The following is a 13,847-nucleotide window of genomic DNA, read 5'->3' on the forward strand; positions in this document are numbered from 1 at the left end:
TTCCCGACCTCGCCGGAGGGCCTGGCCCTGTGGCTGGGCCGGGACGCCGGCATCGCGGCCGGGCCCGGCAGTTCGTACACGACCACCGCCGGCACCACCGGCGAGGTGCGCGGCCGGCGCGAGGGTTCCCGCCTCCGGCCGACCCACCGCTCCTCCGGCGCGGGGGCCGGGACGACCGCGCAGGTCACCGTCACGCCCCGCGGCGAGGGCGCGATGGTCCGCTTCCACCAGGAGCCGCTGCCCGACGCGGCCGCCCGCGCGGACCGGCGTCGGCACCGGCGGGCCGTGACGGAGGACGTGGTCAACTCGCTGATGCCGCAGGGTTCGTGAGAACCAGCGGGTTGGGGACGGGCAGGTAGCGCGGTTCGGTGCCGTCCGCGTCGATCCAGCGGGACAGGAGGTTCGCCTTGGCCGGGACCGTCGGCGCGGTCAGGAGCGCCTCGGCTCCGGGGAAGCCGCGTTCCTTGTCGTACCGCTCGAACTCCCGTCGCGCCACGGGCCACAGCGCGTCGGCGGACCGGGGGAAGCGGTGGGCGAGGACGCTCGCGATTTCGATGAGGTTGTTGACGACGAGGCAGTACACCAGGCGCTGCCGGGCGATCTCGCGGGGCGTGTCGGGGATCGCCTTGGCGCCCTCGGTGTCGCGGAAGACGGCCTGGACGGGGGTGCCGTCCGCGTCCACGGCGACGAGGGTGTTCTGCAGGTGGCACTCGACCGCGACGCCGTGCCGGGCGTACGCCTCCAGCACGGGCGGGACGACGCTGCGGAGGTAGGCCGACCACCAGGGCAGGGGGTCGGCGAGGCGGTCGAGAGGGTTGCCGTCGAAGCCCTCGGGGAGGGCGGCCGCCAGGACGGCGGTGGTACCCGGGAGCAGGTGGCCGTCCAGCCCTTCGCGGACGATGACGGGGAACGTCTCCTCCAGGCCGCGCACCGTGCGGTGCCCGCGTTCGCCCAGCCAGGCCGCGGGGCCGTCCATCGCCCGGAAGGCGGCGACGACCAGCGGGTCGGTGCGGCGCACGTCACGGAGTTCGTGCCGCCGTATGCGCCGGACATCGTTGGTGATCTGCACCTCCAGGCTGAACTTCAGGAAAAGATCCGGGCGTTCGGGGGTCCTTCGGATATGGACCGTGCGCACCGAGGACGTGGCCCGGGCCTCCCAGGGCGTGACCCCCAGCCGGACGAGGCGGCCGTCGGCGAAGGCGGCGCGCACGGCGGGCAGTCGGTGGGTGAGGCCGAACTGCCAGGGGTGGACGGGCAGCAGGCGGTGGCCCGGCGGGGCCTGGCCCAGGGCGTCGAGGGCGCGGGTGTCGCCGTCGTCGGCCGCCGCGTCCTCGCGCACGCCCAGCAGGACGAGAGGGAAGCGGGCGTGGGCCTCGGGGGCGTAGCGCAGCCAGGTGTCCGGGGGGCCGCCGCCGCTGCGGGCCTTGGGGGCCGGGTGATAGGGGTGGCCCATGACCAGGGCCTGTTCGGAGCGCAGCCAGGGGTCGTCGGGCGGGGCGGTGCGGGCGCGGGCGGCGAGGAGGGCCTCCAGGGCGGTGCGGCCGGCGGTCATCTCGGCGGTGAGGGCGGTGTTGGGACGTCCCGTGGCGGCGCGCATCTCGTGGGCGGCGAGGTCGACGAGGTCGGCGTGGCACAGGGGTTGCCACGTTCCGCCGGTCCACAGTTCGGGTGCGGAGGGCCGGTGGCCGGTGCGGACGCGCAGCAGCCGGCCGCAGGCGCGCAGTTGGTGGACGGCGCGGCCGGCGGCCGGCTCCCCGGCCGGGTCGGCGGCCTCACGGAGCAGGCAGTTGAGGAGGGGCGCGACGGCCAGGGCTTCGGATGTCCGGGCGAAGGCGTTCATCGCCCATCAGTATGTGTGGAGTGTGTTCGAGTGCGGTAGGACATGCGCGTGTGCCACACCGTCGCCGAGCGGGTCCTCGCGAAGGAACTGGACAGCGTTCGCCCCGAGTCGACCGCCGCGTACCTGGCCGCCCTGCCCGGGGCCCGGGCGGCGGTACTGGCCCGGCTGTGGCGGGGGCTGGTCCACGAGCCGCTGCCCTGGGTCGCGGACCGTACGGCCGGGGGCGGCGGCGTCGTGCTGCGGCTGGCCGACGGACGGCGGCTGCACGGTCCGCCGTCGGATCCCTGGGCCACGGGCCATATGGTCGCCGCCCTGGAGCTGGACGACGTCGCGTACGACCATCCTGCCCGCTTGCTGACGGCCCTGACCGTGCCGGGCGGGGAGCGGTTTTCCGCCGAACTCGACCACAGTGTGGCGTCGTTAGCGCTTTCCAGGTCGTCCCCACGCCCCGGCGGTCCGCCGGTGGCACCGTGGGAGTGGGAGCAGCGGTCGGCGGACGGCCATCCGTACCATCCCGGTTGCCGCTCCCGGCCCGGCTTCTCGGCCGCCGAGCAGCTGGCGTACGCGCCGGAGCACGGCCCGGTGGTGGACCTGCGGCTCACGCCGGTGCGGGATGCCACGGTGCGTGGCCCATGGCCCGCGGAACTGCGGGACGGGGAGGCCGTGTTGATCCCCACGCATCCGTGGCAGGCCGAGCACGTCCTGACCGGCCGGACGACGGTTCCCGGGCCGCGGGCCCATCCGCTGCTGGCCCTGCGGTCGCTCGCCCTCGGCGAGCGGGCACACGTCAAGACCGCGCTGAGCACCCAACTCACGTCCGCGGTACGGGACATCTCGGCCTACTCGGTGCACCACGCCCTGGCCACGTCACGGGTAGCCGAACGCGTCGCGGACCGTCTGGACGGCCGGCTGCACATCGCGCGGACGCTGGCGGCGGCGGGGGCGGGCATGCCGGACCTGGCGGCGGTGCTGCGGGAGTCGCCGTACGCGTACGCGGGTGCGGGGGAACGGGTCGTGCCCGCGGCCGAGTTGCCCGCCCTCTTCACGGACAAGGCGCCCCGGGAGCGGCTGGAGCGGATCGTCGCGTTCGCCCGCCTGGCCCTCGGCGTCTGCCTGGACCTGCTCGATCTGGGGGTGGCCCTGGAGGGGCACGGGCAGAACCTCCTCGCGGTCGTGGACACGGACGGATGGCCCCGGCGGCTGGTCTACCGCGACCTCGCCGACATCCGCGTCAGCCCGGCCCGGCTGCGGCGGCACGGCTTCCCGGCGCCCCCGCTGACCGGGCGGCTGCTGAACGACGATCCGACCGCCCTGCGCCGCAAGGTGTTCAGCTGCCTGGTCACCGGCGCGCTGGGCCCGCTGGCCGGGGACGCCCCGACGCTGGGCACGGTCCTGGCGGCGGCCGTCGGCGACGTCACCCCGACCGCGGACCTGCGGGCGCTGCGGACGGAACGTCTGCCGACGAAGGCGCTGACGCTGATGCGGCTGAATCCGGCGGGCGGCGACCGGTGGGCACTGCTGCCCAACCCGGTTGCCGACAGCCAAGGTTGACTCATTCCCGCGGGCCGGCGATGTCCCTCAGCGCGGCGAGGTGACGCCGGTAGACGGCGAGCCCCTCGTCCGTGACCGCGAGCCAGGTCCGCGACTGCCGTCCGGCCCTGCCCTTCTCGACCGTGATCCAGCCGGCCTCCTCCAAGGCGGCGGCCTGCTTGGACAGCACGGAGTCGCTGATCTCCACCAGGTCCCGCACGTATCCGAACTCGGCCTTCCCGACGGCGGCGAGGGCGGCCACGACAGACAGCCGTACCGGGGAGGTCAGCAAGGGTGCGAGCCGGTGCCGCGGGTGGCGGTCGCTCACGTCCGGCGCCTCCGCTCCCCCATGACCCCTACGGCCGCCACGGCGAAGGGCAGGGCGCAGACCGGTGCGGCGACGGCGGCGAACGGGACGCTGTCCCGGCCGACAGTGACGGACAGCATGATGGTGAGGACGTAGAGGGCGGCCCACGTCCCGATCACGGTGTAGTGCCGGCGGGCGAATCCGCGCGGGACGACGGGCTGACGCGCGGCGTAGACCGAGAGTCCCGAGACGAGCGCGGCGTTCATCGCGCAGCTCGTACCCGTCCCGGCCGGGCCGTGCCACAGCACGACGGCCGGGACGAAGGCCAGTTGCCATGCGCCGAGTACCCACAGGTATACGGCGTACCAACGGCTCCTGCCGCGTGCCGCGGCCTCGATGCGGGCAGCGCCGTGCAACGCCGCGACGGCGTCGGCGTGTCCGGCCATGGTGAACCCCCAATATCCTCGTTCCGAACTTTATGTTGCCAGAGTGTCACCTACTTTCCATTTTGGAAAGTACTAGGCCCGCATCACGCCTTCGCCGCCGACCTGACCAAGTAACACGCCCTTCGTTGCCCGGCTCCGCCGCGCTCGCCCACAGTGCGGGTCCGGTCCCCGGGTTCCTTTCCGGCGGGTCGTCGCACACCGCAACGAGAAGGGGCAGAGATGTACGGATCCGGAGCCACCGGAGTCATCGGCGAAGGGCCCGCCCGGTGAACGCCGCGCTTGCCGCTCTGCCCGTCCTGGCCACCCTCGTTCTGCTCGCGCTGCGGGTGCGCGCCCTGTACGCGAGCCTCGCCGCGCTGGGGACGGCGGTGGTGCTCACCGCCACCGCCTTCCGCACCCCCTGGGGCCGACTGGGCGACGCGCAGCTGCACATGCTGCCCACCGTCGTCGAACTGGCCGCCATCCTCTTCGGCGGCATCCTGCTGAGCGAGCTGATGAACCGCACCGGCGTCCAGGCGCGGCTGGGCGACCGGATCGGGTCCGCGTGCAGTTCGCCGGCGCGGGCCGTGCTGCTGGTGATGCTCGGTGTGACCCCGTTCGCCGAGTCGCTCACCGGCTTCGGGATCGGGGTCGTCGTCGCCGTCCCCCTGCTGCGCGGCCTGGGTCTCCCGCCGGCCCGGGCGGCCGCCGTCGGGCTCCTGGGCCTGGTCACGGTGCCGTGGGGGTCGCTGGCGCCGGGCAGCCTGGTGGCGGCGGAGCTGGGCGGGGTCGGCTTCCGGCAGCTGGGCGTCGACTCCGCCGTGCTGTCCGCGCCCGTCTTCCTGATCTGCGGGGCGGCGGCGCTGACGATCGCCTTCGGACTCCGTCGCGCGGCGGCCTCGACAGGCGAACTCCTGCTGGCGGCGGGGGTGTTGTGGGGCACGGTGTGGTCGGTGAACACCTTCGTGGGCGTGCCGCTGGCCGGGGTGCTGGGCGGTCTGGCCACGGTCCTGGTCCTGCTGCTGGTCTCCGGCGCGAGGGAGCGCGGCGGCCGCGGGGAGCCCGTGGGCCGGGTCCTCGCCCCGTACGCCTTCCTGGTCGCGGGGCTCCTGGCGGGCCGGGCGGCGCTGGCCTGGGCGGGCGTCGAGGACGGCTGGTGGGCGGTCCTCGCCGGGCCGGGCGGCTGGCTGCCGTTGACCGGGCTGCTCACCCCGGCCCTGCTCGGCGCCCGGGAGCCGGTGCTCGGCGCGGCGACGCGCGCGACGCTGGGGCGCTGGTGGCAGGTGACCCTGACGACCGTGGTCTTCCTGACTCTGGGCACCCTGCTCACTGTGACGGGCATGAGCCGCGAACTGGCCGACGCGTGCGCCTCCCTGGGCGGCGCCTACCTCGTCCTCGCACCCTGGATCGGCGCGGTGGGCGGCTTCCTGGCGGGGTCCAACACCGGGGCCAACGCGATGTTCGCGGCCGGCCAGGCCGGTGCCGCCCAGGCGCTCGGCTACTCGGCGGGCCATCTCGTCGCGGTGCAGAACGTGAGCGCCGCGCTGGCCTCGGGCGCCGCGGTCGCCCGCGTCGCGCTCGCCGCGGAGCTCGCCACGACCGCGCACGGGCCCGCGCCCGGGCCCGCCGAGCCGTCGTCCCCGGCGGCGGAGCGGACGGCGGGCGGGGGCACGGCGGTCCGTACCGCCGCCCCCGCCCGGACGGCCGCCGGGGCTCCGGCCGACACGGGGTGGGTGCTGCGCACGGTCCTCGTGGTGCACGCCCTGGTCTTCGTGACGCTGGGAATCATCGCGTCCGTGTGGCGGTGACGGGCGGGCCGAGGGAGGATCGAGGGTACGGCGCGAGCCAGGGAGTGGAGGTCCATGCGTGAGATAGCCACGTGGATCGACATCGGGGCGCCTCCCGCCCGCGTCTGGGAGGTGCTCACCGATCTGGAGCACTACCGCGACTGGAACCCCTTCATCCGGGAGGCCTCCGGCGAGGTCGCGGTGGGCGCCCGGCTCAGGCTGCGGATGCACCCGGAGCACCGCCGGCCGATGACCTTCCGCCCGCGCGTGCGCGCCGTCGTCCCGCAGCGCGAGCTGCGCCGGCTCGGCCGGCTGCTCGCACCGGGCCTCTTCGACGGCGAACACCGCTTCGTCCTCACGGACTTGGAAGGCGGCGGGACGCGCCTCGTCCAGAGCGAACGCTTCACCGGCCTCCTGGTCCCGCTCCTCAAGCGGAGGATCGCCGACACGGCCGGAGATTTCGAGGCGTTCAACCGGGCGCTGAGGAAAAGGGCGGAGGGGCGGGGAGGCTGAACCGGCCGGGCCACTTCCCGGCGGATCACTTCTTGGCGGATCACTTCTTTGCGGGGAAGTTCCTGGTCCGGAAGCCGCCGCCGCCCGGTTGCGACGCCTTGGTCTCGGCCGCCTTGAAGACCTCGGCGAGCACGGCGGGCATCCCCGCGTAGTTCATCGCCCGCTGCACCCGGTCGCGGACCGCCTCCCAGTCGATGTCGCGGTCGTTGACCCCCGACAGCCCGGCCCGGCGCTTGAGCTCGGCCCTGGCCCCCTTGGCCACGGCGTCGATGCGCCCGTTCTCGGGAAACGCTTCGTCCACCAGCCCGGCGAGGCGTTCCACCAGCCGTTCCTGGGCCCGGGGAGCAGGCATTTTGCCCTGGTCGAGCGAGAGCACCAGCCCCCTGGACGCGGCCCCTCCGGAGGGCCGGTACTCGGGGAAGTCCTGGAGGTCGGGCATGCTCAGCCGGCCGAGCAGTTCGCTCAGCGGTTTCACCGTCCCGTGCCGGGGTTCCTTCCCCAGTTCCGTGACCAGGCCGTCCGGGGCGTACGTGACGAGGGAGCCCGGCACCGCCGCGGCGATGACGTCGCGCATCGGTTTCCCGCGGATCTGATACTGGTCCGAGTCCTTCGCCTTGTCCGTGCTCTGGCTCAAGTTGCCGGGGTCCCGGGTGGAGTTGATCTGCTGTTCGCTGACCGCGTTCTCGGTCACCCGCCGGTAGGTGTCCAGGGGAATGAGGAAGGACCGTACCAGCGCGGTGGTCTGCGCGGTCGGCGGCGCGAACCCGCCCTGCGCCTTGCGGTTCTTCTGGTCCTGGTAGGTGCGCATGTAGTGCATCGCCCGCCAGGGACGGCCCATGTTCAGCCAGGCGGAGTCCTGTTGGTTGAGGAAGTCGATGGAGCCGCCGCCGTGCTGCTGCACGTCCTTGTGGCCGCCGCCCGCGGTGACCGGGGCGAAGACCGTCTGATAGACGCGGACGTACGTCTCCCCGCCGCGCTCCTCGGTGTCGAGGTCGCCGCGGTTGGTGAGGGAGGTCCTGCCGCCCACCTTCGCCACGTAGCTGGGTTCCTGGTGGATCACCCGCTGCACGGTGAAGGGACCTCGGCGGGCCTGCCGGACCGGCGCGGCGGCCGGCTCCGGCGCCGCCCCCTTCATGGCCCGGACCGCGTTCTCCTCGGCCGCCCGTTCGTGACGGTCCGCCGGGTCGCTGACCCGGAGACCCGACCCGTCGTCCGTACCGGCCACCGGGCCCTGCCGCTGCTGGATCACGTGGGTGAGCTCATGGGCGAGCGTATGCCGGTCCGCGTCGCCGTCCCCCAGGACGACATGGCTGCCGGAGGTGTAGGCGCGGGCGCCGAGCCCGGCGGCGGAGCGCCGGGCGGCGGCGTCGGCGTGCAGCCGTACGTCGGAGAGGTCGGCGCCGAGGCGGGCCTCCATCTCCGACCGCAGCGGCTCGGAGAGCGGTCGCCCTGGGGAGGCGAGGACCGCGTCCACGGCCGAGCGCTGCACCGCGCCGTTTCCGGGGCCGTGCCGTCCGAGGTGACGGACCACGGCCGCGTTCCCCACGGCACGCTGCCAGGCGAGGACACCGGCCGGTGACAGCGGGAGCCGTGCCGGCGGTGAAGCCTTCGCGACAAGAGGGCCGTCGCCGCGGTCCCGAACGGACTTGTGCATGGAAGTGCCTTTCTACGACTGCTTGTTAGGGACGTGCCCCGCCCGGCTACTTCTTCTTCCACTCCTTGACCGGCAGCCCGCCGGGGACCTTGAGTTCGAAGGCCCCGCCGATCGCGGTGTCCAGGGCGGCGGCCGGGTCGTTGCCGCTGCCGAAGGCCTTGACCGCGAGCAGTTCCTTGAGCTCCTTGCCGGTCCCGCGGAACGCCTTGACACCCTTCATCGCCTCACGCGCCCCGTCCGCGTCCATCGGCTTGCTCATCGTCTCCAGCAGATCCGGGGACACCCAGCAGTCCTCGATCCCCTCCAGGTCCCACTCGGCGTACCAGTGCGTGTTGTTGAGCCAGTTGCGCGGGGGCACCTTGCCGTCCACGGCCACCAGATAGAAGGTGAACTTGATGTTCCCGAGCGAGCGCCAGTCCGCGACGTTCGTGTGCTCGCTCGCCCTGCCGGCGGCCGCGTTGTCGTACGTCGACGCGATCTCGGTGAAACTCGGCGGATTCCTGGGGTCCCGGCCGGTGTAGTGTCGGATCGTCCACGGCTTGGCCAGGAGAGCCGCCGCCTGTGCCTTGTGGACCGGACGGATACGCTCCTTCGAGGCCGGCTTGATGCTGTCGAGGATGTCGAACTCGCCCTGCGCCGCACCGGCCGGGAACTGCTGGGACATCATATGGCGCATCAACTCCCAGGCGTCGTCCCGCGAATGCCCCGACTTCTCCAAGGCGGCCACGATCTCCTCTGGGGTCCTCGCCTTGCGCAGATCCCCGTCCATCATCCGCTGGACAGCCAGTGTCCCGCCGTAGAGCATGGGCGCCCCGTCCGTCCGCCGCACCTGGCTCGCGCCGCCGAACGCCCATGAAACGGCCGCGTTGCCCGCCGTACGATGCAACGCGTGCAGCACGGCGACCTCCGGACCGGCCGGACGGGCCGCCGCGGACCGTCCGCGGCTGTGATCGTGTTTCCTGCCCTGTGTGCGCATGAGCGCTCCCCTCGAAGACGGACAACCCCGTGCCGGGGAAAGACCTCCGTGTTTGACGCGCCTCCCAACCGGGGCGGAGCGGAGGGAGCCGCACCTCCCCTCGTGTGAGGACGTCGCCATGTTCGCCTTCGCGGAACGCCCGCAGCAGACTGCCGCCGCCAAAGCACCCATGGCCGCGGCGGGACCGAGGACGGTACGGGAGGCCGTCGCACGGAAGGCGCTCTCCCCCTCCTCCGAGGAACGCCGCCTGCTGAGCGGAAAGATCTGCTCCAACTCCGTCGCGTACGCGCTGCACCTGGCGGGTGCCGTCGGCGCGGCGGCGTACGCGGCCTGGCCGCACACGGTGGACGGAGCGCTGCGGAACCTGGTGAACTCCCGGGATCCGGAGGCCCGTTCGCCTGTCATCCCCGCCGGGTACGTGGTGGGCGTCTTCCGCGGGCTCACGGCCGACGGGGCTCCCGACCTCTGCCATGTGATGCCGTCGTTGGGGAACGGCCTGGCCGTCGGTGCCGACAACGGCTGCCTGGGCGGGCGTCCCGACTGGTCGGTGCACGCACTGCGCGACCTCCTCGACCGGCCGGAGAAGGACGACGCCGGACGTCCTCCCCGGGTACGCGGCGAGAAGGGGCCGGAGTGGGCCCTGGAAAGGCCGGTCTTCTGCCGGCCGGCGGAAGAGGCGGCGGCGCGGTTCGCCACCGGGCGATGGCCGACGGGCGTCTCCATCAGAGCAGTTCGGGCGGGAACCCGGCGGGGAGCGGCGCCCCGGCGGGGGCGATCGCACGCGTCCTCTTGTCCTTCCGGACGTAACGCGCCTCGTGGTCGAACTCCTCGAATACGTAGTGGTCGAGGTCGTTCGCGTCACCGGACCTCCGGCCCGTCTCCTCCACCACCTCCACGTGGAAGCGCACCCCGTACCAGTGGTCCGCCGCCGGGTTGTCCTGCGCGTGCCGCATGCACGCCCAGAGCATCTTCTTGAGCGGCTCCTCGAAGTCCCGGTTGAACCGGCGGTTGGTCGCGGACGTCATGGGCGTGAGGTTGCGGGACGTACCGGGTCCGCCGAGGTGGTCGTTCCACAGGTGCCCCCGGACCCAGCCGCCGCCGTCGCGGGCGTTGAGGGCGTCGACGACAGTGCACTGGTCGGGCCTGGGCGGTGAGCCACCGTAAATGCGCGACGGCGCCCGGGAGCCCGGCCCGAGCGTGACGCGCACCGATGTGCCGCCGCCTCTGTCGTCCCACGCCCCCCACTCGGGGCCGTTCCACTCGACCTCGTGCTCCCAGCGCCCCAGCGTCGCCGTGCGGGCGGGCCGGACCATGCGCTGGACGACGACGGGCGGCAGGCCCGGGGAGCCACCTATCAGGCTGCCCACAGCCGCGTTGCCCGCCCGGGACTGCAGCGCGGCCACGGCCCGGGGAGAGGCCGGGAAGAGCGGACCCACGGTCCGGCGGCGCGGCTCGCGAGAGGATTCAACTAAATGAACGGGGTCGCTCCGGCGCATAAATCCTCACCATCTCCAGGCGATGAGGGAAGACTGGCCCTTCTCCGCAATTCCCGCAACGGACAACCGGCGAGTTTTCGCCATCTGGCCAACATCCTTTGGAGGGAACGTTTCTTGGCCACGAAACGGCGAATTCCGCCCCTTTGCCAGAGCCCCCTGGACAGCAATTCGAACGCCTGAGCCAAGGCGAACCGCCCTTTTCTCGTGGGCTATTGACGGCCGGGGCCGAGCCGCTAGCATCAGTCCCCACGCATCACCGTTCGGCATGTGCTCTTGGCATCGGATATCGCCGACGGAGGCGCGCCGCACTGCGAACAGCCGTGAACCGCAATCGGATCGGATCCGGAGGATCGCACATGCCCATCGAGAAATTCCCCATCCATCAGGGCGGCGGCACCATCAAGCCCCACTCCATCACGGTCGGCCCGGCGGTCGACAATGTCCGCTATCTGTGGGTGACCAGCGACAACAACAAACTAGTGCAGATCGACCGGGGCGATCCGAACGCCCAGGCCACCTTCACCGACATGATTCCCCCGCTCTCCGCCGGAATCACGAGCGACCCGACGGGCCGGAAGGTCGTATGGTTCGCCTCGCCGGCCAACCAGCAGACGGTCGACCCGATCTACGAGTTCGACGTCGATCAGCTGCGGGTCATCAACAAGCACAATCTCCAGGACACGGCGCGGGCCCAGACCCTCACCACGGTACATTTCAAGACCGGCGAAGGAGAGTCGGCACCCACAAAGGACTACATCCTGGCCGCCGAACCGATGTTTGGCAATGTGGCCTATGTCGACGTCGGCAAGAACGGAGCGTCCTACTTCCAATCGCTCCCTCTCGATCAGCCAGGATTCAAAACCTGGTTCTGGTCGATCGCGGCCACTCTCGACTCGACGCAAACCATCGTCACCTACTGGCTCACCGGGCAGAAACACGGCGGCGATCAGCCCAGGACGGACAACGGTCTGTACACGTTGACTCCGGCCACCGACAATACGTGGCGGAGGATCACGCTGCCCAACGGGACCGCTCAAGTCCCCATCCACATCATCGCCGGTGATGTGACGGAGAACGGGGAGAGGAAGACGTGCCTCTGGATCAGCGCGAGCGGCAAGAACCAGATCCTCCGGTACGACCTCAAGAACAAGTCATGGAGCCAGAGCGTCGAACTCACCGGTGAACCCCGGCAACTGGCGTTCGGCCCCGACGGCTACATCTGGGTGGCCGGGGTCGACAAGATCTACCGGTTCAAGAAGGACAGCAACGTCGCGTCCGTCCCCAGCCCCGGACTGGAAGGCGGTGAGGCCCACGCCATCTGCGTCGATCCCTACAGCAGTCACGTCTGGTACACCGACCGCAAGAACTTGGGGATCGGCAGGTACCCGATCCCGAGCGGCGGGAAGAGCGCCCTGGGCAAGACCCAGCTGGTGGTCCAGCCGATCACCAGCGTGGCGACCGCCGATGTCGCCGAGGTGCCGCTCGTGGCGTCGTTCGTGGCCGACGGCAACCCGACCCCGGGGATCCCGCTCACCTGCCGCATCGTCTCCGAAGAGGCGACGTTCCTCGACGGCGGCCGGGAACACGTCATCCCCACTGACGTACTCGGCCAGGTGGCCTTCCCCTCCGTCCTGGCGGGCAAGGCGGAGGAGGATGTCGTGCTGGAGATCGGCTGGGGGAACCACGAGCCGCCCACCACCGTGACCCTCCGCGTGCGCAACGATCTGGAAGACGACCAGGTGTAACCCCCCTGCACGAGAGGAGCCCAGCCATGTCCTCCGGATCCGGCAACACCCACGACCTCTCGGGGAACGCCAAACCCATGGCGCTCGCCTACAACCCCGCCGACAGGAACATCTGGTTCGTCACGCCCGATGCGAAGATCGGCCGTTTCGCACCGCGCGTCCCCTACGACAGCGCGCTGTACGAGCCGATCTACCAGGGCATGCAGGCCGAGGACCTGGTCTGCTGGGACCTGGACGTCTGGACCTATGTCCATGGCCGCGAGAAGGGCCACGCCGTCAAGTGCCCGGCCACGGGCGGCTATCCGCCCCTCGGCACCGGAGCGCCGGCCGCCACCCACGCCCTGGCCCTGGGCGAGAGCATGAGCGGAGCCCGGCTCGTCGTCGCGACGCTCGACGGCAAGGGAGCGCTGACCTTCATCGACGCCAAGGGCCAGGTGTCGACCTCCAACGACTACGGCACGCCGCTCCACGGGCTGGCCATCGACGCGAGCAACACCCAGGACTACTGGGTCAGTTGCCCCGACCGTCACCGGGTGGTCCGCTACGACGCCTCGACCGGGGACTTCGACCTGTCGCCCCTCGACTTCGGGGAGCACAGCCCGCGGTCCCTCGCCCTCACCAGGACGGAGGGCAAGGTGCTCTGGGCGACCACTCCGGAAGCCGGGATCATCCGCTACGACTTCGACACCAAGTCCTACCGGGTCATCGGCATCCCCGCGGTCGCCAACCGCGCGTACGCCCTCCCCGACGGCTCATTGTGGTTCACCATGCCCGGGGGAGACGCGGTCGGCTACTTCGCCCCGGGTGCGACGGGCCTGACCGGAACGATCCAGACAGGCAAGGGAACGGGGCCGGCCGCCCTCGCCGTGGACGCCGACGGAGCCCTGTGGATCGGCCTCACCGGAACCGGGCAGATGTTCCGCGTCTCGAAGTTCCAGCTCTCCCCGCTCTCGGGGCAGGGGCAACAGGCCGTCGTCGGCACCGAGTTCCCCAACCCCCTGCGCGCCAAGGCGACCAGGCTGGACGGCAGTCCGGTGCAGGGAGCGACCGTCACCTTCACCATCAAGGGCGACCAGGCACGGTTCGAGGGCGACCGCGAGACCGACACCCGGACCACGCTCGCGGACGGTACCGCCACCAGCGCCCCCCTCCTCGCGAAGCACGTGGGTGAATGCGACATCTCCGCCGTCTGGAGGGAGGAAGGCGCCTTCGCCCGCTTCGAGAACATCACGGTGATCCCGGCCGCCGGCCCCGCCGACCACACGCGCTACCTCTCCGGCGCGGGCCAGGAGACCGAGCACGGCACGGACTTCGCCGAACCACTCAAGGTCACCGTGGTGGACGCCAACGGCGCGCCCGTGCCGTCGGTCGACGTCACCTTCAGGATCGTGGACGACGACCTCGCCTCGTTCGAGGGCGGCCCGATCGCGGTCGTGCCGAGTGACGACACGGGCGTGGCGGCCTCCCCGGTCCTGACGGCCGGGTCCGAGGCGGGACGCGTCAGGGTCGAGGCGTGGGCGGCGGACACCTCCGCCGGCACGGTGTTCCGCGAGCGCATCCGCTGATACGACGGA

Annotated in this window: 12 protein-coding genes; 6 read left to right on the forward strand and 6 right to left on the reverse strand. The window is 71.9% G+C overall.

From position 1 onward, the window contains the following. Positions 1-105: 105 nt before the first annotated feature. The gene (locus tag I5Q34_RS34515) at positions 106-330 is read left to right on the forward strand and encodes a hypothetical protein (RefSeq protein WP_234428620.1); all 225 of its coding nucleotides are present in this window, start codon (positions 106-108) and stop codon (positions 328-330) included. Here the strand turns inward: I5Q34_RS34515 and I5Q34_RS08835 are convergent. Further along, entirely contained in the window at positions 302-1,840 is a 1,539-nt protein-coding gene (locus I5Q34_RS08835; RefSeq protein ID WP_199891631.1) for an IucA/IucC family siderophore biosynthesis protein, read from the reverse strand. The two genes, I5Q34_RS34515 and I5Q34_RS08835, sit on opposite strands and share 29 nt — an antisense overlap. A gap of 42 nt (positions 1,841-1,882) precedes the next feature. Here I5Q34_RS08835 and I5Q34_RS08840 point away from each other — a divergent pair, with 42 nt between their 5' ends. Further along, positions 1,883-3,391, forward strand: a complete 1,509-nt coding sequence (locus I5Q34_RS08840) for an IucA/IucC family protein (protein ID WP_199891632.1) — start codon at positions 1,883-1,885, stop codon at positions 3,389-3,391. Position 3,392: 1 nt separating this feature from the next. On the opposite strand, the gene I5Q34_RS34520 is transcribed toward I5Q34_RS08840, so the two are convergent. Both I5Q34_RS34520 and I5Q34_RS34525 read right to left on the reverse strand, forming a co-directional pair. Then, entirely contained in the window at positions 3,393-3,698 is a 306-nt protein-coding gene (locus tag I5Q34_RS34520) for a transcriptional regulator (protein WP_277965708.1), read from the reverse strand. After that, entirely contained in the window at positions 3,695-4,123 is a 429-nt protein-coding gene (locus I5Q34_RS34525; RefSeq protein WP_234428621.1) for a hypothetical protein, read from the reverse strand. The genes I5Q34_RS34520 and I5Q34_RS34525 overlap by 4 nt, the downstream gene beginning before the upstream one ends. Before the next feature lie 266 nt (positions 4,124-4,389). Between I5Q34_RS34525 and I5Q34_RS35485 the strand changes: the two genes are divergently transcribed. Both I5Q34_RS35485 and I5Q34_RS08855 read left to right on the forward strand, forming a co-directional pair. Next, on the forward strand, positions 4,390-5,910 hold the full coding sequence (locus I5Q34_RS35485) for an L-lactate permease (RefSeq protein ID WP_199891634.1): 1,521 nt from the start codon (positions 4,390-4,392) through the stop codon (positions 5,908-5,910). Positions 5,911-5,964: 54 nt separating this feature from the next. Further along, complete coding sequence (locus tag I5Q34_RS08855) at positions 5,965-6,402, forward strand: SRPBCC domain-containing protein (RefSeq protein ID WP_199891635.1); 438 nt, start codon at positions 5,965-5,967, stop codon at positions 6,400-6,402. Between the two features lie 40 nt (positions 6,403-6,442). On the opposite strand, the gene I5Q34_RS34540 is transcribed toward I5Q34_RS08855, so the two are convergent. The 3 genes from I5Q34_RS34540 to I5Q34_RS08870 all read right to left on the reverse strand — a co-directional run bounded on the left by I5Q34_RS34540 (position 6,443) and on the right by I5Q34_RS08870 (position 10,435). Beyond that, the gene (locus I5Q34_RS34540) at positions 6,443-8,056 is read right to left on the reverse strand and encodes a DUF4157 domain-containing protein (protein ID WP_234428622.1); all 1,614 of its coding nucleotides are present in this window, start codon (positions 8,054-8,056) and stop codon (positions 6,443-6,445) included. Positions 8,057-8,102: 46 nt separating this feature from the next. Then, a complete protein-coding gene (locus I5Q34_RS08865) occupies positions 8,103-9,032 on the reverse strand; it encodes a hypothetical protein (RefSeq protein ID WP_234428623.1) in 930 nt (309 codons plus the stop codon). Between the two features lie 722 nt (positions 9,033-9,754). Beyond that, positions 9,755-10,435 (reverse strand): hypothetical protein, encoded by a 681-nt coding sequence (locus tag I5Q34_RS08870; protein WP_199891636.1) that lies wholly within the window; start codon positions 10,433-10,435, stop codon positions 9,755-9,757. A 449-nt stretch (positions 10,436-10,884) separates the two neighbouring features. Here I5Q34_RS08870 and I5Q34_RS08875 point away from each other — a divergent pair, with 449 nt between their 5' ends. Further along, positions 10,885-12,273: a hypothetical protein gene (locus tag I5Q34_RS08875; protein ID WP_199891637.1), complete on the forward strand. Its 1,389-nt coding sequence runs from the start codon at positions 10,885-10,887 to the stop codon at positions 12,271-12,273. Between the two features lie 26 nt (positions 12,274-12,299). Beyond that, positions 12,300-13,838, forward strand: coding sequence for a hypothetical protein (locus I5Q34_RS08880; RefSeq protein WP_199891638.1), 1,539 nt, complete (start codon positions 12,300-12,302; stop codon positions 13,836-13,838). The last annotated feature ends 9 nt before the right edge of the window (positions 13,839-13,847 follow it).

The sequence above is a fragment of the Streptomyces sp. AV19 genome, assembly GCF_015999245.1.
In the GTDB taxonomy this organism is placed as follows: domain Bacteria; phylum Actinomycetota; class Actinomycetes; order Streptomycetales; family Streptomycetaceae; genus Streptomyces.